Annotated in this window: 16 protein-coding genes and 1 tRNA gene; 12 read left to right on the top strand and 5 right to left on the bottom strand. The window is 41.6% G+C overall.

Going from position 1 to position 20,363, the window contains the following annotated elements; translation table 11 throughout:
- Window positions 1–7 precede the first annotated feature (7 nt).
- Together ACLPIE_RS14440 and ACLPIE_RS14435 are read right to left on the bottom strand one after the other, a co-directional pair.
- Complete coding sequence (locus ACLPIE_RS14440) at window positions 8–1,264, bottom strand: valine--pyruvate transaminase (protein WP_430262488.1); 1,257 nt, start codon at window positions 1,262–1,264, stop codon at window positions 8–10.
- 205 nt (window positions 1,265–1,469) lie between these two features.
- Window positions 1,470–2,033: a DNA-3-methyladenine glycosylase I gene (locus ACLPIE_RS14435; RefSeq protein ID WP_430262487.1), complete on the bottom strand. Its 564-nt coding sequence runs from the start codon at window positions 2,031–2,033 to the stop codon at window positions 1,470–1,472.
- A gap of 202 nt (window positions 2,034–2,235) precedes the next feature.
- Here ACLPIE_RS14435 and glyQ point away from each other — a divergent pair, with 202 nt between their 5' ends.
- The 11 genes from glyQ (at window position 2,236) to ACLPIE_RS14380 (ending at window position 16,164) form a co-directional block, all read left to right on the top strand.
- Window positions 2,236–3,144 carry a glycine--tRNA ligase subunit alpha gene (glyQ, locus tag ACLPIE_RS14430; RefSeq protein WP_004262647.1) on the top strand — a complete coding sequence of 303 codons (909 nt, stop codon included), beginning with the start codon at window positions 2,236–2,238 and terminating at the stop codon, window positions 3,142–3,144.
- A gap of 9 nt (window positions 3,145–3,153) precedes the next feature.
- On the top strand, window positions 3,154–5,223 hold the full coding sequence (glyS, locus tag ACLPIE_RS14425) for a glycine--tRNA ligase subunit beta (RefSeq protein WP_430262486.1): 2,070 nt from the start codon (window positions 3,154–3,156) through the stop codon (window positions 5,221–5,223).
- Window positions 5,224–5,441: 218 nt separating this feature from the next.
- Window positions 5,442–5,518 (top strand) — tRNA-Pro (locus tag ACLPIE_RS14420).
- A 227-nt stretch (window positions 5,519–5,745) separates the two neighbouring features.
- Window positions 5,746–7,296: a ShlB/FhaC/HecB family hemolysin secretion/activation protein gene (locus ACLPIE_RS14415; protein WP_430262485.1), complete on the top strand. Its 1,551-nt coding sequence runs from the start codon at window positions 5,746–5,748 to the stop codon at window positions 7,294–7,296.
- 616 nt (window positions 7,297–7,912) lie between these two features.
- Window positions 7,913–9,520 (top strand): dipeptide ABC transporter periplasmic-binding protein DppA, encoded by a 1,608-nt coding sequence (gene dppA / locus ACLPIE_RS14410; protein WP_430262484.1) that lies wholly within the window; start codon window positions 7,913–7,915, stop codon window positions 9,518–9,520.
- A gap of 173 nt (window positions 9,521–9,693) precedes the next feature.
- The gene (gene dppB / locus ACLPIE_RS14405; RefSeq protein ID WP_430262483.1) at window positions 9,694–10,713 is read left to right on the top strand and encodes a dipeptide ABC transporter permease DppB; all 1,020 of its coding nucleotides are present in this window, start codon (window positions 9,694–9,696) and stop codon (window positions 10,711–10,713) included.
- Between the two features lie 9 nt (window positions 10,714–10,722).
- Window positions 10,723–11,625: a dipeptide ABC transporter permease DppC gene (gene dppC / locus ACLPIE_RS14400; protein WP_430262482.1), complete on the top strand. Its 903-nt coding sequence runs from the start codon at window positions 10,723–10,725 to the stop codon at window positions 11,623–11,625.
- A 12-nt stretch (window positions 11,626–11,637) separates the two neighbouring features.
- Window positions 11,638–12,618 carry a dipeptide ABC transporter ATP-binding protein gene (gene dppD / locus ACLPIE_RS14395; protein ID WP_430262481.1) on the top strand — a complete coding sequence of 327 codons (981 nt, stop codon included), beginning with the start codon at window positions 11,638–11,640 and terminating at the stop codon, window positions 12,616–12,618.
- A complete protein-coding gene (gene dppF, locus ACLPIE_RS14390; protein WP_430262480.1) occupies window positions 12,615–13,619 on the top strand; it encodes a dipeptide ABC transporter ATP-binding subunit DppF in 1,005 nt (334 codons plus the stop codon). The genes dppD and dppF overlap by 4 nt, the downstream gene beginning before the upstream one ends.
- Window positions 13,620–13,813: 194 nt before the next feature.
- Window positions 13,814–14,497 (top strand): HAMP domain-containing protein, encoded by a 684-nt coding sequence (locus tag ACLPIE_RS14385; RefSeq protein ID WP_430262479.1) that lies wholly within the window; start codon window positions 13,814–13,816, stop codon window positions 14,495–14,497.
- Window positions 14,498–14,682: 185 nt separating this feature from the next.
- Complete coding sequence (locus ACLPIE_RS14380) at window positions 14,683–16,164, top strand: insulinase family protein (protein ID WP_430262478.1); 1,482 nt, start codon at window positions 14,683–14,685, stop codon at window positions 16,162–16,164.
- A gap of 66 nt (window positions 16,165–16,230) precedes the next feature.
- Here ACLPIE_RS14380 and ACLPIE_RS14375 read toward each other — a convergent pair whose 3' ends face one another.
- Both ACLPIE_RS14375 and ACLPIE_RS14370 read right to left on the bottom strand, forming a co-directional pair.
- Complete coding sequence (locus ACLPIE_RS14375) at window positions 16,231–17,229, bottom strand: serine hydrolase domain-containing protein (RefSeq protein ID WP_430262477.1); 999 nt, start codon at window positions 17,227–17,229, stop codon at window positions 16,231–16,233.
- 39 nt (window positions 17,230–17,268) lie between these two features.
- Window positions 17,269–18,150 (bottom strand): LysR substrate-binding domain-containing protein, encoded by an 882-nt coding sequence (locus ACLPIE_RS14370; protein WP_430262476.1) that lies wholly within the window; start codon window positions 18,148–18,150, stop codon window positions 17,269–17,271.
- An 85-nt stretch (window positions 18,151–18,235) separates the two neighbouring features.
- On the opposite strand from ACLPIE_RS14370, the gene ACLPIE_RS14365 reads away from it, so the two are divergent.
- A complete protein-coding gene (locus tag ACLPIE_RS14365; RefSeq protein WP_430262475.1) occupies window positions 18,236–19,294 on the top strand; it encodes an NAD(P)H-dependent flavin oxidoreductase in 1,059 nt (352 codons plus the stop codon).
- Between the two features lie 58 nt (window positions 19,295–19,352).
- On the opposite strand, the gene yhjD is transcribed toward ACLPIE_RS14365, so the two are convergent.
- Window positions 19,353–20,336 carry an inner membrane protein YhjD gene (yhjD, locus tag ACLPIE_RS14360; protein WP_430262509.1) on the bottom strand — a complete coding sequence of 328 codons (984 nt, stop codon included), beginning with the start codon at window positions 20,334–20,336 and terminating at the stop codon, window positions 19,353–19,355.
- Window positions 20,337–20,363 lie beyond the last annotated feature (27 nt).

Genomic DNA, 20,363 nt, shown 5'->3' with positions numbered 1-20,363 from the left:
AACGAGTCTAACAAACCACTTCTTGGTAAGCCTTTTCTAACTCTTCAGCAAGAATTTTTATGCCTTGCTCAATCTTTTCTGGTTCAGGAACGTAGTTCATGCGCATACACTGGTGAGCATGTGGCCAATCTTCCTCAATACCTGGGAAAAAGTAATGGCCTGGAACCATAAGCACTCCACGTTTTTTTAAACGTTGATATAACTCTAAGCAATTAATCGGTAAGTCTTTAAACCACAACCATAAGAAAATAGCGCCTTCAGGTTTATGGATTAAACATTTATCTTCGGGGATATAGCGGCGAATGATTGAAATTGCTTCTTCTACGCGCTGTTTGTAGAACGGCCCAATCACATTTTTAGATAATGAGATCAGGTCATCTTTTTTGAGCATTTCTAAAGCTAAAGCGGGGCCTATGCCACCAGGCGCAAGACTAATGATGCCATTCATATTACTGACGGCTTCAATAATCTCTTCATTAGCGATAATGATACCGCAACGAGTTCCAGGTAAGCCAAGTTTAGATAAGCTCATACAAAGAATGACATTTTCATTCCAAAATGGTGTGGCTTCGCTAAATATTATCCCAGGGAAAGGAACTCCATAAGCGTTATCTATTAGTAGAGGGATATTATGTTGTTTGGCTAATTGATCTAAATGCTCAACTTCTTCATCAGTGATGACATTGCCTGTTGGGTTTGTTGGGCGAGAAACGCAAATCACACCAATATCATCAGTGACTTCTAAAGTATTAAAGTCCACACGGTACTTAAATTGACCGTTAGGTAGAAACTCAATTTGCGGTTTATTAGCCACAAATAAGTCATCGTCTAACCCTGAGTCCGCATAACCGACATATTCAGGTGCTAGAGGAAATAGGACTTTACGGGTGATACCATCTTCAAAGCGACCGGCTAGCAAGTTAAATAGGTAGAAAAAAGCACTTTGGCTACCATTGGATAAGGCGATATTTTTCGCACTAATGTTCCAGCCTAGTTTTGCTTTTAGCGTTGCAGCAAGCGCTTTCAACATGGCATCTTTGCCTTGAGGACCATCATAATTACATAACGTATCGGTCAACTGGCCGTTAGCACACATTTGAGCTAAGAGATCTTGGAAATATTTATCCATTTCAGGAATATGAGCAGGGTTACCACCGCCCAACATGATAGAACCGGGGGTTCTTATACCCTCATTCAAGTCTTTCATTAATAATGAAATGCCTGAATTTTGAGCGAACTTATTACCAAATTTAGAAAATATCATCGCATTTATTCACATATGTTTATTGGTTTGTTAATGGAATTTAAAACATACTCTGCTGAACCTTAGAGTTCAACCGCTCATTTTTATTGTTATTTAGTTTAAAACACCGTTAAAAATAAAATATACAGAGTAATTTTTTAATTTGTTAATACAATGATAGTTTATTTTCCTTTTTATAGAACAAGATTCATCCATAAATACTAATTTATTTATATTGACAACAACCTATTAAGTGGTCATTTATCATGCCAGTTGCTTGCATGAAGGCGTAGCAAGTGATTGAACCGACAAACTTAAAGCCGCGTTTTTTGAGTGCCTTAGAAAGAGATTTAGATAATTCAGTTTCAGTGGGAACTTGGCTGGGTTCGTTCCAATTATTGATAATAGGTTGATGGTTTACAAAGCTCCAGAGAAACGTTGAAAGGTCCTCCCCTTGATCTTCCATGGCCAAATAAGCTTTTGCATTATCAATGATCGCTTTAATTTTTAGCCGATTGCGAATGATTTGGGGATCTAACATGAGGCGTTCAACATCATTGTCATTCATCATTGCGATTTTTTTAGGATCAAACTGATGAAATAGGTCACGATAGCCTTGGCGTTTCTTCAAAATGGTATACCAAGAAAGCCCTGCTTGCTGGCCTTCAAGGCAAATCATTTCAAACAACCTTTGGTTGTCATAAGTGGGTTTTCCCCATTCATGGTCATGATAAGCAATATATTCGGGATCTTGATTAACCCAATGACAACGTGTAGGAGCTGTATCCATTTTTCATCCTTTTTACAATGATAACTGGCTTGCCTCGAAAAACAATATATTTATACTGTATAAATAACCAGTTTAAAAGGGATGAAAGTATTTTTTTTTATTTTTTGAATAAATACAGGCATATTCAATGCTGTATATCTTGCGGTCAAAGGGTATACTGGCATACTTTCATTAAATTTTACGTATCGCGTGCGGATCTAACATGCAAAAGTTTGATACCAAAACCTTCCAAGGTCTTATCCTGACATTACAGGATTACTGGGCGCGTCAAGGCTGTACCATTGTTCAACCATTGGACATGGAAGTCGGCGCAGGAACTTCTCACCCAATGACGTGTTTGCGTGCATTAGGCCCTGAGCCTATTGCTGCGGCTTATGTTCAGCCGTCTCGCAGACCAACTGATGGTCGCTACGGTGAAAACCCAAATCGTCTACAACATTACTATCAGTTTCAGGTAATCATTAAGCCATCGCCAGATAACATCCAAGAGCTATACCTTGGTTCTTTAAAAGAACTGGGTGTTGACCCAACAGTTCATGATATTCGCTTTGTCGAAGATAACTGGGAAAACCCAACGTTAGGTGCTTGGGGGTTGGGCTGGGAAGTTTGGTTAAATGGAATGGAAGTGACTCAGTTTACTTACTTCCAACAGGTTGGTGGCCTTGAATGTAAACCTGTGACAGGCGAAATTACTTATGGCTTAGAACGTTTGGCTATGTACATCCAAGGTGTTGACAGTGTCTATGACCTTGTTTGGTGTGATGGTCCATTAGGCAAGACCACTTATGGTGATATCTATCATCAGAATGAAGTTGAACAATCGACCTATAACTTTGAATATGCAAATGTTGATTTTCTTTTCAAATGCTTTGAAGAGTATGAAAAAGAAGCTCAACATCTGCTGGCTTTGGAAACACCACTTCCATTGCCAGCATATGAGCGCATCTTGAAAGCCGCACACACTTTCAATTTACTAGATGCACGTAAAGCTATTTCTGTTACTGAACGCCAACGCTATATTTTACGTATTCGTACCCTGACTAAAGGGGTTGCAGAAGCTTATTATGCTTCACGTGAAGCGCTTGGATTCCCTATGTGTCATAAGAATTAAGAGGCTGTCATGACCCAACAGACTTTCCTTGTGGAAATCGGCACAGAAGAGTTACCGCCGAAGGCTCTTCGTTCATTAGCTGAATCATTTGCTGCAAATTTTACAGCTGAACTGGATGGCGCTGATATTGCTCATGGTGCAGTAACTTGGTTTGCTGCTCCTCGCCGTTTAGCATTAAAAGTGGCTGATTTAGCCTCTGCACAACCTGACCGTGAAGTTGAAAAACGAGGTCCTGCTATTGCTCAAGCTTTTGGGGCTGATGGGCAGCCGACTAAAGCGGCAGAAGGCTGGGCGCGTGGTTGTGGTATTACCGTTGATCAAGCAGAACGCTTGGTGACAGATAAAGGCGAATGGTTGCTGTATCGTGCTCAAATGAAAGGGCAAGCGGTAAGTGAACTATTGATTGATATGGTAAGCCATGCACTTGCTAAATTACCAATCCCTAAATTAATGCGCTGGGCAGACAAAGACACTCAATTTGTTCGTCCTGTTCACACAGTGACATTACTACTTGGTAGTGATGTTGTTGAAGGTGAAATTTTAGGTATTAAGAGTGGGCGTACTATTCGTGGTCACCGTTTTATGGGTGAAGCTGAATTTACTATTGATAATGCAGAACAATATCCTGCTATTTTACGCGAACGCGGCAAAGTCATGGCTGATTACGAAGAGCGTAAAGCGGTAATTAAAGCGGATGCAGAAAAGGCAGCTCAAGCACTTGGTGGTCAAGCCGATCTTACTGAGAGCTTATTGGAAGAAGTGGCATCATTGGTTGAATGGCCTGTAGTGTTAACTGCAAAATTTGAAGAGAAATTCTTAGAGGTTCCTTCAGAAGCGCTGGTTTACACCATGAAAGGAGACCAAAAATATTTCCCTGTCTATGATAATACAGGCAAGCTAATGCCTAATTTTATCTTTGTGGCGAATATAGAGTCTTCTGATCCTCAGCAAGTTATTTCAGGTAATGAAAAGGTTGTTCGCCCTCGGTTAGCGGATGCTGAGTTCTTCTTTAAAACTGACCGTAAGCAACGTTTGGAAGACAATTTACCACGTTTAGAAACTGTCTTGTTCCAAAAACAATTAGGAACCTTACGTGATAAAACAGACCGTCTAGAAGCGTTAGCTGGTTGGATCGCAAGCAAAATTGGTGCGGATGTTAATCACGCAACCCGTGCAGGGTTATTAGCTAAATGTGATTTAATGACTAACATGGTGTTTGAGTTCACTGATACTCAGGGCGTCATGGGAATGCATTATGCACGCCATGATGGTGAATCTGAAGATGTTGCTCTGGCATTGAAAGAACAATATCAACCACGTTTTGCTGGTGATGCACTTCCTTCTACCCATGTTTCTGCGGCACTTGCCCTTGCTGAAAAGATGGATACTCTGGCGGGTATTTTCGGTATTGGTCAACACCCTAAAGGCGACAAAGACCCATTTGCTCTTCGTCGTGCAGCTTTGGGGGTTTTACGCATTATCGTAGAAAAAGGTTATCAGCTTGACCTTGTTGAAATGACAGAAGAAGCAGTTCGTCTGTATGGCAACAAATTAACGAATGAAAATGTCGTTAATGATGTTGTTGAGTTCATGCTTGGTCGTTTCCGTTCTTGGTATCAAGAATTGGGTTATAGCATCGATACCATTCAAGCAGTGTTAGCTCGTCGTCCGACGCAGCCTGCGGACTTCGATGCTCGTGTGAAGGCGGTGACTCATTTCCGTAGTTTAGAGGAAGCTCAGGCCCTTGCAGCGGCAAACAAACGTGTATCTAATATTCTGAGTAAATCAGAAGAGAAATTAGCAGATACCGTTTTAGCTTCTGTACTGAAAACGCCTGAGGAAGTGAAGTTAGCTACTCATGTTGTCGTATTACAAGATAAACTTGCACCGATGTTTGCTGAAAGAAATTATCAAGATGCACTCGTTGAGTTGGCTTCTCTGCGCGATGTTGTTGATGAATTCTTTGAAAATGTCATGGTAATGGATAAAGACGAAGCGGTTCGAGTTAACCGTTTGACGTTATTAAGCCAACTACGTGAGTTATTCTTGAAGGTAGCCGATATTTCTTTACTACAATAGTTTGAAATTGGTTAGTTAACCTACTTTTAACGTTATTTTTATAAACGTTAATCTGTTTGATAAATAAGCGCTAAAATATCTTAGCGCTTATTTTTTAGCAAAAAAAAGAAATTTACTCATAAACCTTATAATTTTGCTGGTTTTATCATCAAACGATCGTAATTAGCGAAAAATGGGTTGACGATCTTCATTCTTGGCAGTATTATTCACACCGTTTTCGGCGAGTAGCGCAGCTTGGTAGCGCAACTGGTTTGGGACCAGTGGGTCGGAGGTTCGAATCCTCTCTCGCCGACCAAATTTTAAGACCCACCTCTACGAGGTGGGTTTTTTCGTTTTATCCCCTCTTAATTTCTTTTCATATCATACTTTCAGACCAACTTTACTTGCATCTAATACCAACATTCTGTTGATATATAAGCCTACGGTTTGAGCGTGCCTCATGCATTACGTACTTTTGCAGGTAACGATATTTATTCGCATCGTTTTTACGAATAACCCGTTTTTCATTACAAGGATCTGTTAATGAAAGCAAAATACGTTATATCAATATATTTATTTTTATTATTGCTAGGGCTTTTTTCCACGACAGCAATCACCGCATCAAATACCTCGGTTACAACATCTCTAACGCCCTCGGAGTGTTTTACGGTCAATCAAGTACATCTAATTGGTACTCAGAGGTTAGTGAACATTGAACCTAGGCAAGTGAATGCGTGGCGAAAAAAAATTGAGGGGCAGTGTGTTAATAAACAAGAGCTACTAGATTATGCAGATGCTATTACGTCAGAGCTTGCTAGTGTCGGTTATTTGACTTCCTACTTATATTATCCACAGCAAACTTTTTTGTTTGGTATTGTGCGTGCAGAAATAGTTGCCGGAACGGTATCGTCTTTGGTCTACCAAAATGAACATGGTGAAACCCAGCCACTTTTATATGCATTTCCTGTGAAAGTTGGAGATGTGCTAGATCTTAGAGATGTTGAACAAGGTTTATACAATCTCAAAAATGCATCCATACTGCCGTATAGCATAAACTTACTACGTGATGATCAGGCTAAAAATACGACTCGAATTGTTGTTATTGGAGAACAGCACCGTGCATGGCAAGGGGGGATTTCATTCCAGAAGAATACGATAAGCAATGCATTGATGATAGCAAACCCTTTTTTACGTAATGATTTCTTTTATTTTAATGTCAGTCGTTACTTAAATGATGCAGAGAGAAGTCACATGAAATCAATCGCATTGTTGTATTCACTTCCTTACCACTATTGGTTATTTTCTGCATCGGGTAGTTATCAGCAACATCAAATGCCAATAACACTTTATAATATAGAGTTACCAATGCAGCGGCGTAGCCAGATGCTATTACTACAAGCTGAATATATATTGAATCGTACTAAAAATACGATTACTTCATTGGGTATTGGTAATGAAATTCAAAAAATTGATACATTTATTTCAGAGCAGCCTATACAAACCCAAAAGCGCTTAGCTAATTATATTATTGGTGAATTATCTCATCAGGTTAATTTTTGGCGAGGGCAAGCGACTTTTACATTGCAATATAAGCAAGGAACCGACTGGTTTGGCACTAATTCACAGCAAATCACTGGCTTAGATAAACCCCAAATTTTTCAGTTATCACTTTCCTCATTATGGGAACGTTTACCTTTTTATTATCAAAGTGAGATTAATGTGCAATTAAGTCGTTCGAAGCTAGATGCTTTATTAGAGCAAAGTTCATTAATCGGGGCAGATGGGGTAAGCGGTTTTACTGATAAATCAGATAGTTTTGAAGCAAGAGACCACCATCTAAAATTATTGAATGAGTTCCGTTGGCATACGCCTTGGCAGCAAATACAACTTTATGCATCTTTAGGCTTGGGAACCGCAGCGAATGACAGAGCGACTTTTTGGAAAGATAATTTACTTGTAGGGGGAAAAGTAGGAGCAAAAGGCCGATTAGGAAGTCTGTCATATCACTTCTTTGTTGAAGCGCCTTTTTGGCAAGAGGGGAAATTTACTACCGATCCGGCAAGTACAGGAATGGAATTAAGTCTTAGTTATTAGCCAAATAAAACTACGATACTCATTAATTGGCTACTTTGGTTGTTGCTTGGCGATGACTAGGCAATTGTAGCTTCTTAAGTGTGTATTAAAGCATTTTCTGTATCCAAGTTAAATGAATAAAAAAATGCAGTCAATATTATCCCATCGTTATGTTATCAATTGGTTAAATATTTGATTGACTCAAAGGATTGGGTGTTTTTTGTCCGTATAAAAAACAAGCTAATTAATGACATACTCAAATAATTTCCGCATTCATTTCCTTCAGAGTTTTATTTCGCAGCTAACCGTATAACACGCTATATTCGTTCAGTAATTCAGCACTTAATCACAAATATAAAAATAAATACACTCAACATAAAACACTAATCATTATTAACAATATGGTTATAAAGCCTGTTTTTTTGGCTGCATCTTAAAATATTAAGCTAAGTTACGCCATTAAATGTTTCTAATATGTTACGTAAATTAAGGGCGGTCATAAATGAAACTATTGACGAAGTGGACGACAGTTGATTAATTGCACAATGAATAACAAAAAATACAGATACTACATCCGTCGTTTCTCGATGGATTTAGACATCAAGCAAAACAACATGAACACCATAGGAGCATACAGATGCGCTCTATTAAAAAGACAGGTCTACTCACGGTAGGACTAACACTAGCAGCATTAGCAGTATCTGCGTCAGTGCAAGCAAAAACACTGGTTTATTGTTCAGAAGGTTCACCTGAAGGTTTTAACCCGCAATTATTCACTTCTGGAACAACCTATGATGCTAGTTCAATCCCATTATATAACCGTTTAGTTGAGTTCAAGTTAGGGACAACAGAGATTCAACCTGGACTTGCGGAGAGTTGGGAAGTTAGTGATGACGGTAAAGTTTATACCTTCCATCTGCGTAAAGGTGTGAAATGGCACTCTAACAAAGAATTTAAGCCAAGCCGTGATTTGAACGCAGATGATGTCATTTATACATTTATGCGTCAGAAAGATGCTAACCATCCCTATCACAAAGTCTCAGGCGGCAGCTATGAATACTTTATGGGAATGGACATGGATAAAATTATCGACAAAGTTGAAAAAGTCGATGATAACACAGTAAAAATTACATTAACTCGCCCTGAATCCCCATTCTTAGCTGACATGGCAATGGACTTTGCATCCATTCTTTCTGCTGAATATGCAGACCAAATGCTAAAAGCGGGTACGCCGGAAAAAGTGGATTTAAACCCAATTGGTACGGGGCCATTTGTGCTGCAACAGTATCAAAAAGATTCACGTATTCTTTATAAAGCGAATGACCAATATTGGGGGACGAAACCTAAACTTGACCGTTTAGTATTCTCTATTACGCCTGATGCTTCAGTACGTTACGCTAAATTACAAAAAAATGAATGCCAAGTAATGCCATACCCAAACCCGGCTGATTTAGAGCGTATGAAGCAGGATAAAGATATTACGTTATTGGAGCAACCTGGTCTGAACGTCGGTTATCTTTCTTACAACGTTGAGAAAAAACCACTGGATAACCAAAAAGTTCGTCAAGCGCTGTCAATGGCAGTGAATAAAGATGCGATTATCGAAGCGGTATATCAAGGTGCAGGCCAGAAAGCAAAAAACCTGATCCCACCAACAATGTGGGGCTACAACGAGGCTGTGAAGGATTATGAGTATAATCCAGAAAAAGCCAAAGCATTGTTAGCAGAAGCAGGCTTCCCGAATGGTTTTGAAATCGATTTATGGGCGATGCCAGTACAACGTCCATACAATCCGAATGCACGTCGTATGGCTGAAATGATCCAAGCTGATTGGGCAAAAATTGGCGTTAAATCAAAAGTTGTTAGTTATGAGTGGGGGGAATACCTCAAGCGTGCGAAAGATGGTGAGCCACAAACCGTTATGATGGGCTGGACGGGTGACAATGGGGACCCAGATAACTTCTTCGCCACCTTATTTAGCTGTGCGGCGAAAGAACAAGGCTCTAATTACTCTAAATGGTGTAATGAGAGTTTTGAAAATCTGATACAGCCGGCACGCATGACCTCTGAACATGAAAAACGTGTCGAGCTATACAAACAAGCGCAAGTGGTCATGAATGAGCAGGCACCCGCCTTGATCATTGCACACTCAACAGTGTTTGAGCCAGTTCGTAAAGAAGTGAAAGGCTATGTGGTTGATCCACTAGGTAAACACCACTTCGAAAACGTCGACATTGAGAAGTAATCGTATCTAATCTGTCAATGCCCTTCGTTGCCGTTTGGCACGGAGGGCGTTTTCTCCTCTAGCATCTAGAAGAAACAGAGAAGTTAAGTTGTTTGTGAGCACCCAGAAAAGTTATTTTCTGAGTAGCCAAACGGACTAAGAGCCGTCAACGGCATTATTAAAGAGATCAGGATATGCTGCAATTTATCCTCCGACGATTGGGGCTTGTGATCCCCACGTTTATCGGTATTACCTTACTCACTTTTGCTTTTGTCCACATGATCCCAGGCGACCCTGTCATGATCATGGCGGGAGAGCGTGGGCTATCCCCAGAAAGGCATGCTTATTTAATGGCGGAATTGGGGCTAGATCAGCCACTTTGGAAGCAATATCTACACTATATCAATGGGATATTTCATGGTGATTTAGGGATTTCGCTAAAAAGCCGTATTGGGGTATGGGAAGAGTTTTTGCCACGCTTTTTAGCGACGGTTGAATTAGCAACGTGTGCCATGATTTTCGCGATTTCTGTCGGGATACCTGTCGGGGTACTAGCGGCAGTAAAGCGCGGTTCAATTTTTGATCATACTGCGATTGGTCTTTCTTTAACGGGGTACTCAATGCCGATTTTCTGGTGGGGGATCATGCTCATCATGTTGGTATCGGTGCAATTAGATCTTACTCCAGTTGCTGGGCGGGTCAGTGATACGGTGTTCCTTGATGACTCGCAACCTTTAACCGGTTTTATGCTAATCGATACCCTAATTTGGGGAGAAGATGGTGACTTTATTGATGCAGTAGAGCACTTGATTTTGCCATCTATCGTTTTAGGGACTATCCCTCTCGCGGTGATTGTTCGTATGACTCGCTCATCAATGTTGGAAGTGCTCGGTGAGGACTACATTCGTACCGCACGAGCGAAAGGTCTTAGTCGTGCTCGTGTGATCCTCATTCATGCATTACGTAACGCATTACTGCCTGTGGTGACTGTGATTGGCTTACAGGTTGGGGTGATGCTAGCTGGGGCAATTTTGACTGAGACTATTTTCTCATGGCCAGGGCTAGGGCGTTGGTTAATTGAGGGGTTACAACGTCGTGACTACCCTGTTGTTCAAGGGGGAGTCTTACTCGTTGCAACACTGATCATCTTTGTGAACTTAGTGGTTGATGTGCTGTATGGCATTGTTAATCCACGTATTCGTCATAAGAAATAAGGAGCGCAAATGTCTCAATCTACTGAGCCAACGGTTATCAGCGCCCCACAGCCGATGACACCATTACAAGAGTTTTGGCACTATTTTAAACGTAATAAAGGGGCGGTTATCGGGATGTTTTATATCATCCTGATGGTACTGATTGCGATTTTTGCAGGGGTACTGGCACCTCACGCACCTGATGAGCAATTTCGGGATTTTTTACTCGCTCCGCCTGTTTGGGAAGATGGAGGGAGTTGGCAGTTTATTTTAGGTACAGATGATGTTGGGCGTGATTTGCTTTCTCGCTTGATGTACGGCGCGCGTTTGTCACTGTTAGTCGGTTGTTTAGTGGTTGTGTTGTCGTTAATTATGGGGGTCACCATTGGGGTGATAGCGGGTTATTTCGGGGGTGTTGTTGATGCGTTAATCATGCGTGTTGTTGACATCATGTTGGCATTACCGAGTCTGTTATTAGCGTTGGTGCTGGTGGCTATTTTCGGCCCATCCATTGTTAACGCCTCTATTGCTTTGACGTTTGTTGCTCTACCTCATTACATCAGGCTGACGCGCGCGGCGGTGCTGGTGGAGGTCAACCGTGATTATGTTACGGCCTCCAGAGTCGCGGGAGCTGGGGCAGTTCGTCAAATGTTCGTCAATATTTTACCTAACTGTTTGGCTCCACTGATTGTGCAGGCTTCTTTAGGTTTTTCGAATGCGATTTTAGATATGGCTGCTTTGGGTTTCCTCGGTATGGGCGCTCAACCCCCAACCCCTGAATGGGGAACGATGTTGTCTGATGTGCTGCAGTTTGCACAAAGCGCATGGTGGGTGGTGACTTTCCCTGGACTGGCAATTTTATTGACGGTGCTTGCGTTTAACCTGATGGGTGATGGTTTACGTGATGCATTCGATCCAAAACTCAAGCAGTGATGAGGTAACCTAATGGCACTGTTAAATGTAGAACAACTTTCGGTACATTTCGGAGACGAAAAGGCACCGTTTCGCGCCGTTGACCGCATTAGCTATAGCGTTGAGAAAGGCCAAGTCGTTGGTATTGTCGGGGAATCAGGTTCAGGAAAATCAGTGAGTTCACTGGCGATTATGGGGTTAATTGATTATCCCGGAAAAGTGACGGCGGATTCATTGCAGTTTGATGGACGTGATTTACTGTCAATCCCTGAAAAAGAGCGTAGACAAATCGTTGGTGCCGATGTAGCGATGATTTTCCAAGACCCGATGACCAGTTTAAACCCATGTTTTACGGTGGGTTATCAGATCATGGAAGCGTTAAAAGTTCACCAAGGCGGCAGTAAAAGTACGCGTAAACAGCGTGCGGTTGACCTATTAGATATGGTCGGGATACCTGATCCACAATCACGTTTGGATGTGTATCCACATCAATTGTCAGGTGGGATGAGCCAACGAGTTATGATTGCAATGGCGATTGCTTGCCGTCCTAAGCTATTGATTGCTGATGAGCCTACGACAGCATTAGATGTGACCATTCAAGCGCAAATTATTGAGTTATTGTTGGAATTACAACGGCAAGAAAACATGGCACTTGTGCTGATTACTCATGACCTTGCTTTAGTGGCAGAAGCGGCGCACCACATTATTGTCATGTATGCGGGACAAGTGGTTGAATCAGCAAAAGCGAACGATATATTTAAGCACCCTCGTCATCCGTACACACAGGCTCTATTACGTGCATTACCGGAGTTTGCGACGAATAAATCACGTTTAGCCTCACTTCCCGGTGTCGTTCCAGGGAAATATGATAGACCAATAGGTTGCTTATTAAATCCACGTTGCCCGTATGCAACCGATAAATGTCGCCAAGAAGAGCCAATGTTGCAGACCGTTGGTGAGCGCCAAGTCAAATGCCATATGCCACTGGATGATATGGGGAGACCAACATTATGAGTGATAAACAACATGCTCCACTGCTTAAAGCGGTAGATCTAAAAAAATACTACTCGGTTAAAAGAGGGATTTTTGGCGCAGAGAAAACCCTTAAAGCGCTTGATGGTGTTTCTTTTGAGTTAGAAAGAGGCAAAACATTAGCTGTTGTTGGGGAGTCAGGATGTGGTAAATCAACGTTAGGGCGTTTGCTCACCATGATTGAGCAGCCTTCTGACGGAGAATTGTATTACCATGATCAAAACTTATTGGTTAAAGATAAATCCGCAGAAAAGTTACGTCGGCAGAAAATCCAAATTGTTTTTCAAAATCCCTACGGCTCATTGAACCCACGTAAAAAAGTCGGGCAAATTTTGGAAGAACCACTGTTGATTAATACTTCGTTATCGAAAGAGCAGCGAAAAGAAAAAGTGTTATCCATGATGGCGAAAGTTGGCTTAAAAACGGAACATTATAGCCGATATCCTCACATGTTTTCTGGCGGACAGCGGCAACGTATTGCGATTGCACGTGGTTTGATGCTAGACCCTGATGTGGTGGTAGCAGATGAGCCTGTTTCAGCGTTAGATGTATCTGTTCGAGCTCAGGTATTAAATCTTATGATGGATTTGCAGCAAGACCTAGGCTTGTCTTATGTATTTATTTCTCATGACTTATCGGTCGTGGAGCATATTGCTGATGAAGTGATGGTGATGTATTTGGGGCGTTGTGTTGAAAAAGGGACAAAAGAGCAGATTTTTAATAATCCGCTACACCCGTACACACAAGCGTTATTGTCAGCAACACCTAGGTTAAATCCAGATGCACGGCGTGAACGTATTAAACTTACAGGGGAGTTGCCAAGTCCGTTAAATCCACCTCCGGGCTGTGCATTTGCAGCTCGTTGCCACAAAGCATTTGGTCAATGTACTCAATTTCAGCCTGCCTTGAAGGAATATGAGCAGCAATTGGTCGCCTGCTTCGCTGTCGATGAAGATGAAAAACAAGTCTCGGTAGTAAGTTGATCTTTAAAACGGTAGAAGGCCTGTTTTTCTGCCGTTTCTTTATTCCAATTTGTATATAATCCTCTTTAGATTATGACATACCTTAAATATCCAATCTTTCTTTTTAAATTGCTCTTTTACAGATAAAATCAAGTATACTGACGGAAGTTTCCATTTTCTTTAAAAAGCGCCTTGATTAGGAAGGTTGTGACCAAATGAACATGCGAGTCCAGCGCTCACTAACACTAAAAAGTATGGTCGTATTCTTTATGATTACGTTACTTTCACTTGCGCTTTTTTTAGCTATTCAATTCAGTTATTTAGTGGAACAACGCAAACAGGATTATTTAGGCCAACTGAGTAATGCTGTTGTACAAATCCAAAAACCATTAACGGATTCGCTGTTAAGTTCTGATCTTAACGACGTAAAAAGGTTACTCGTCAGCTTAAAAACGTCAGGTATTATGGGAAATGCGATTGTGACTGTTGATGATGCAACAGTGATGAATTTAAGTTTTGCAACACCGAAACCAATACCTAAATGGGCCTCCTATCTTGTCGGTATGCCCGTCGAAATGACAGTCCCCCTATATGCGTATGGTAATGTTGTATTACAGGCTAAGCCCCAAGGCTATTTGACATTACAAGTCGATCCTAATCGCGTGTATCGCTTTGTTTTAAATACCTTGGCATTGATGACAACGACTTATTTATTGCTGGTGCTCATTATTGCCATTGGAATGACATGGTGTGTCAGTCGAATGATTGTTAGGCCATTACGTAAAATGGCGGTTCAACTACACTCAAATAATGAAGTTAAGCAGCTTGTTGTCTCAGACTATCACCATGATGATGAGCTAGGGTTGCTTGCAAAAGGTTACAATCGTCAAAGAAAATAGCAAAATTCAGACTAAGCCATGAACATGCACTCAGCTTTATGGTCTAATATCGTTATAGTGGTGACAATAAAAATTTAGATGAAGTCAAAACTATATCGTTTAACCCGATAAGTTTGCGTTTTTCGTTAATTTATCTGCCGTAATTTACGGTTAAGTATAAAGATATAAAACACATAGGGGTTTACATGCAGGGCTTGAAAGTTCGGTATATCATCAGTGTTGTATTACTATCAGTAACGCAATTTGCGAATGCTGAATCGTTGCAACCTGATCCAGCATGGCAGCAAGGAAAGCTAGATAATGGCTTTAACTGGCAATTATTACAAACGCCACAACGTCCAAATGACCGTATTCAGCTCAGGTTAGCGATTAAAACAGGTTCACTAGCAGAAAAAGCAAGTGAGAAAGGATACAGTTATTTAATCCCCAAAATGGCGTTGTTTCATCAAACTGAGGCATTTCCAACGGAAACTTTACAAGCGTTTTGGCGTCAGGCGGCAGACCCTGATATGCCAATTCCACCAGCGGTGGTTTCCTATGACTACACCACTTATAGCTTAAGTTTACCGAATAATAGACCCGATTTAATTAAACAGGCGTTAAGTTGGTTAGCGACCTCTGTTGTCGGGGCAAATTACACTGAAACTACGTTACATAATGGTTTGACAGCTCAAAATGTGCCAGTGGCGACGTTGCCTTTAAATGCCCATGACCCTGTATGGCGTGCGCGTTTAAAAGGCTCAACGATGATGGGGTATGACCCAGGCCAAAAGCCAAATGGCCCTGTGGATTTAGAAAGTGTTAATGCATTCTATCAAAAATGGTATACCCCTGATGTAATGACGCTGTATGTGGCAGGACATGTGGACTCCCGTATGCTATCGGATACGATTTCACAAACTTTTTCGTCGTTCGAAGGCAAGCGTTCTGAACCTGTATCTGTTGCGGTATTATCTTCAGTAAAACCGCAGTCTATCGATATCTTACAGGAGCAAACCGCGCAGGATACACTTTCTTTGATTTGGGATATTGATTGGTTGCCGATTAAAGATTCAAATGTGTTATTACGTTATTGGGCGAGTGATTTAGCGCGTGAAGCGGTGTATCGTTCATTACAAAAATCGTTTGATCAAAAGTTTAACCAAGGAGAAGTCGTACCAACTCTAGACTGCCGTGTTCAATACCAGAAAGCCAGCTGCACACTCAGCGTGACGACTGCACCTGAAAAAATGGCTGCGGTTACGGATGTTGTTGCAAGTGAGCTCGCTGCAATAAACCAAAATGGTATTAATGCTGAATTATTTGATGACATGATCAAAGAAAAGCAGGTGCAGCTGTCGCAACTTTTTGCCGCTTATGCACGGACTAGCACTGATGTACTGATTAGCCAGCGTTTAATTTCCCAACAAAATGGTGTTGTTGATATTGCCCCAGAGCAGTATCAGCGCTTAAGGCAAACTTTCTTGGCATCACAAAGCCTTGATCAGCTCAATATGGAAACTCGTCGCTTATTATCGCAAGAGGCTGCTTTTGTTTTAGCGCAGCCAAAAGATAGGCAAACGATGGATGCAGAAAAAATTCGCCAGAAATTCGCTAAAGTATTGTGGCCACAAATATCAGCGCCGACAGAAGCTGAGGCGGCACCTACAATTACCGCTGTAGAATAAACACTGACAGCGCAGTCGACCATGAAAGGTAGCCTTTGAATTGCTCATCGGCTATCTTTTTTATATCTATTGGCTTAATAGTGACTCAATAACTGCAATTAATGTTTCATGCGATACTTTGTCGTCCACAAAACCTGCCGCACTGATTTTGCTCTCTGGAGCGTAATAGGCGACCGAACCCCAAAAACCGAGGTGGGAATATAAAGTTATGCCATTAACGATACTCGCCATAATCCCTAAACGGTAGCTTTCTGCTCCTTCATGGTCTCCCATGCTTAGCATGGTTTTTAAGGTTTCTGGGAATGAAAAAATAGCACCTTCAAATAGCGCTTCTAAAAATATCGCCATCTGTTTTGATGACATCACTAAGCCTCCACCGCCATAGGTATCCATAGAAGCATGAATGTGGGTGGCTTCTGATTTACCCAAATATTGGCGTGCTCTTGGGGCTGAGGTATGGGGAGGCTGCTCTAAATATTCCCAATAAGTACTTTCAAGACCAATTTCATCAAACTTGAGAAGTTCTCTGACCGCCTGTCCGAGTGATTGGCCTGTTACTCGTTCAATAATGTCGCCCAACAAGATATATCCGGTATCTGAATAAATAAAAGATTGAGAGGGTGGAAAGATAGGAAATTGTTTACGAACATACAGTTCCACTTGTTCTGTGCGGCTCCACTCATAATTTGGCCGTTTGAGAACTTCTTTCAGGTAATCTGTATCAGCATGGTCTAACAACCCGCTACTATGCTCGAGCAAATGACGAAGAGTTATGGCATCAGTTTCATACTGAGAACTGAGTAACGTATTATATTCTGGGCTAATATGTTTAGAGATAGGCTCACTAATATTGAGTATCCCCATCTCCGAGAGGCGTAAAATTGCCGCTGCGGTAAAGGTTTTTGTATTGCTGGCTATCCGCAAAGGGGTGTCAATTGTGAGGGGATAACCATCAAGATCGGAACCTCTGGCGCAAAAAGAGCCGACACTATTTTGCCGTTGATTGTGATAGTACAGAACAACCCCACAGGATAAATTCTCAAGTTGTTGGATAGAGGTTATCATGATAAACCTTTGTTAAATGATTAGAATAGCTATGTCATCTTAATCATTTCCGAAGGTATTGATACATGCTTTAAATGCATTAAAAGCAGGGGTATGGTAATTTTCACGGTAAATTAGCAAGGTTTCACAGGTGGTGAGTGTGATTTTGCCGAGGTTTAAAGTACTAAGAGGCAGTATTTCAATGAGTTTTTTGGGGAGCAAAGCGACACTGCTACCCGCAGTTACACAAGCCACCATCCCATGATAAGAGTTCATTTCTTGAATGTTCCAATCAAGGTTTGATGGGATCTTCAGCCATTGCTCTGCAATATTTCTATAGCTACACCCTTGCGCAAAAGCGGCGAGAGAGCGAGTTTTAATTTCACGTGTGGATGCCGCTAAACTATCATGCTCAGGGAGCAATAGTTGTAATTCCTCTTGCCATATAGCTTCTGTCTTGATTCCCATTTGTGAAAATTGACTAGGTTCGTAGAGTGAAACAGGAAGAGCGACAAATGCGCAGTCCAGTTTACCTGTATACACTTGGTCTAGTAGTGATATAGAAGACCCTGTGTGTAAGACGAGCTTGGTTTTGGGATTACACTGATGAAATTGCGCTAAAGGTGCTGGTAATCGGCATGCTGCGGTACTTTCCATACATCCGATACGTAGCTGTCCACCGTCTTGCCCACCACTGATGACATGGCGGGCTTCTTCTTCAAGTGCCAGTAAGCGATGGGCATAGTCGAGAAACTGCCTACCTGCATCAGAGAGTTCAAGACGCTTATTTTGTCGAATAAACAACAACTCACCAAGGTCTGACTCCAATTGTTGGATACGCGTAGTGATATTTGATGGGACGCGGCCTATGCGTGTTGCCGCTCGTGTAATGCTAAGTTCTGCGGCAACAGTACAAAATATTTTCAAGGATTCAGTGTTCATTTTCTTTTTATGTGAATGTTATATTTTATTTGTTCTCTATATGAGAATATAAAGTGTACCCCGACATTGAGATAAAGGAAAGAAAATGAATAACTCGAATACATTTCTACAGAGATTAGGTTTGCGTTATCCCATCATACAAGCCCCTATGGCAGGGGTTGCAACGCCTGCATTAGCGGCAGCAGTGTCTGAGGCTGGTGGCCTTGGTTCATTGGCTCTTGGGGCGAGCTCAGTTGAGCAAGCTAAGGTATTGATCGCGCAGACCCAAGCCCTGACAAACAAAGCGTTTAACGTCAATGTGTTTTGCCACCTAACCCCAAAGCGTAACCTTGAAAATGAGCAGGCTTGGGTTGAATATTTAGCACCAAAATTTTCACAGTTTAATACTCAGCCACCTGAACAATTAACTGAAATTTATCAGTCATTTTTAGATAACCCTGAGATGTTGGCGCTTTTCCTTGAAATGAAGCCTGCGGTGGTCAGTTTTCATTTCAATGTACCGACTGCCGATGTGGTACGGCAATTAAAGGCTCAAGGGATTTACACGATGGCGACGGCTACTAATTTGCAAGAAGCTAAGATAAGTGAAGAGGCAGGGATTGATGCAATCATCGCACAGGGGATTGAAGCTGGGGGGCACCGAGGAATGTTTGATGTGCTTGCGCAAGATGACGAGCTCACCACCAATGCATTAGTGGCACTTTTAGCTAAGCGTATTCGCTTACCTATTATTGCAGCAGGAGGGATCATGGATGGTCATGATATTCAGCAGTCTTTGAAAAGTGGTGCATCAGCAGTGCAGCTCGGTACCGCGTTTATTCTTTGCCCTGAATCCGGTGCAAGTGATGGATATCGGTATAAATTGAAGAGTCAAATAACTGATAACACCACATTGACTGCGGCTATTTCAGGTCGTCCGGCAAGAGGGATCATTAACCAATTCACTCAAGCTGGCGATGTTTATCAAATGAGTAAATTACCCGATTACCCAATAGCTTATGATATTGGTAAGCAGCTTAATGCAGCGGCTGTAAAATCAGGAAGTGATGAATTTGCCGCCTATTGGGCAGGGCAGAATGTCGCTAAAATCCGTGAAATGCCTGCAAGTTTATTGATGAAAAAATTAGTGGAAGAAATGAAGTGATAACTTGAAGAGATGACGGGGCGGTAATCATTACCGCCTTGTATGGTGATGTCGATAGTTATAGTGTAGCCTCTGATTGTGGTAAACCTTTTGGCTCATCAGTGGCTATCCATGCTGCACAAAAAAGTGTTAAGCGCGCGAAGAAGTAGAAGAATGCCATCAGACCTAGCACTGAACCAAATGCTGCGCCAGAAGGGGACGATGCAAGGTTAGGTAAAATCCATGTCATTATCGATTTTATAATCTCAAACCCGATAGCGGCAAGCAGCGTTCCTTTTAAGAGCGAACGGCGGCGATGTTGCATCCGAGGCAAAATCCAAAAAATCCATAAAAATAATAAGAAGTTAGCTGTAATTGAAATCGTCAGCCCGATTAGCGTCCAAGCGGGTTTTAGCCATTCAATACCGTCTAAGCCTAATGTGTTGACAATAGTTGCCTGTGCGGAGCCTGCAACTGAAGTTAATGTGATCGTGACGATTAATGCGATTAGCAAGCCAATTAAGGCAAAGAAATCACGAATATAGCGAAAAATAATATTTTCATGCTCATCTTCATTTCGTTCCCACACTGGGCGTGATTGGGCCAAGATAGCTAAACGTAAGTTATTTACCCAGTTCACTCCGGAATAGACGGCTAAGGCTAAACCCGTTAAACCAACGGTGGTACGTTGGCGAATTGCGGTATCTATAGTTCTTTCTAGTGTACTCGCAAGTGTTGGGTCGGTAATGTTTGCAGAAATTCCGCGAACTAATTTTTCAAGTAATTCAGGATTACTGGCTAATGCAAAACCTGCTGCTGCGAATGAAAACATTAAAACAGGAATTAAAGATAGAAATGAAAAATAGGTAATTGCTGCGCCGAACTGATTTCCCATGCGGTCAGTAAAGCGTTGTGCTGTGCGAATAAGATGTGCAATAAATGGAATTGCACAAATAAAGTTAACTGTGCGCATGGAGACGGTGAGCGCTTTTTTACTGCCATCAATACTTTTGTTCAGTGTCGCTTTTAGCTTATTGGTATCTTTTTGTTCTTCTTCTTGCATATTCGACATTTAATCCCCTTTTCCTAT

Origin of the sequence: Providencia sp. Me31A, from assembly GCF_050487165.1 — a bacterium.
Taxonomy (GTDB): Bacteria; Pseudomonadota; Gammaproteobacteria; order Enterobacterales; family Enterobacteriaceae; genus Providencia.
This window is presented reverse-complemented; position numbering and strand designations above follow the sequence as displayed.

Bases quoted from the DNA above. Each gene is read 5' to 3' on its own strand.
- dppD (WP_430262481.1), top strand. From the start codon at position 11,638: ATGGCACTGTTAAATGTAGAACAACTTTCGGTACATTTCGGAGACGAA.
- yhjD (WP_430262509.1), bottom strand. From the start codon at position 20,336: ATGCAAGAAGAAGAACAAAAAGATACCAATAAGCTAAAAGCGACACTG.
- ACLPIE_RS14370 (WP_430262476.1), bottom strand. From the start codon at position 18,150: ATGAACACTGAATCCTTGAAAATATTTTGTACTGTTGCCGCAGAACTT.
- ACLPIE_RS14385 (WP_430262479.1), top strand. From the start codon at position 13,814: ATGAACATGCGAGTCCAGCGCTCACTAACACTAAAAAGTATGGTCGTA.
- glyQ (WP_004262647.1), top strand. From the start codon at position 2,236: ATGCAAAAGTTTGATACCAAAACCTTCCAAGGTCTTATCCTGACATTA.
- ACLPIE_RS14380 (WP_430262478.1), top strand. From the start codon at position 14,683: ATGCAGGGCTTGAAAGTTCGGTATATCATCAGTGTTGTATTACTATCA.
- ACLPIE_RS14440 (WP_430262488.1), bottom strand. From the start codon at position 1,264: ATGATATTTTCTAAATTTGGTAATAAGTTCGCTCAAAATTCAGGCATT.
- dppF (WP_430262480.1), top strand. From the start codon at position 12,615: ATGAGTGATAAACAACATGCTCCACTGCTTAAAGCGGTAGATCTAAAA.
- dppC (WP_430262482.1), top strand. From the start codon at position 10,723: ATGTCTCAATCTACTGAGCCAACGGTTATCAGCGCCCCACAGCCGATG.
- ACLPIE_RS14365 (WP_430262475.1), top strand. From the start codon at position 18,236: ATGAATAACTCGAATACATTTCTACAGAGATTAGGTTTGCGTTATCCC.
- dppA (WP_430262484.1), top strand. From the start codon at position 7,913: ATGCGCTCTATTAAAAAGACAGGTCTACTCACGGTAGGACTAACACTA.
- ACLPIE_RS14435 (WP_430262487.1), bottom strand. From the start codon at position 2,033: ATGGATACAGCTCCTACACGTTGTCATTGGGTTAATCAAGATCCCGAA.
- dppB (WP_430262483.1), top strand. From the start codon at position 9,694: ATGCTGCAATTTATCCTCCGACGATTGGGGCTTGTGATCCCCACGTTT.
- ACLPIE_RS14415 (WP_430262485.1), top strand. From the start codon at position 5,746: ATGAAAGCAAAATACGTTATATCAATATATTTATTTTTATTATTGCTA.
- ACLPIE_RS14375 (WP_430262477.1), bottom strand. From the start codon at position 17,229: ATGATAACCTCTATCCAACAACTTGAGAATTTATCCTGTGGGGTTGTT.
- glyS (WP_430262486.1), top strand. From the start codon at position 3,154: ATGACCCAACAGACTTTCCTTGTGGAAATCGGCACAGAAGAGTTACCG.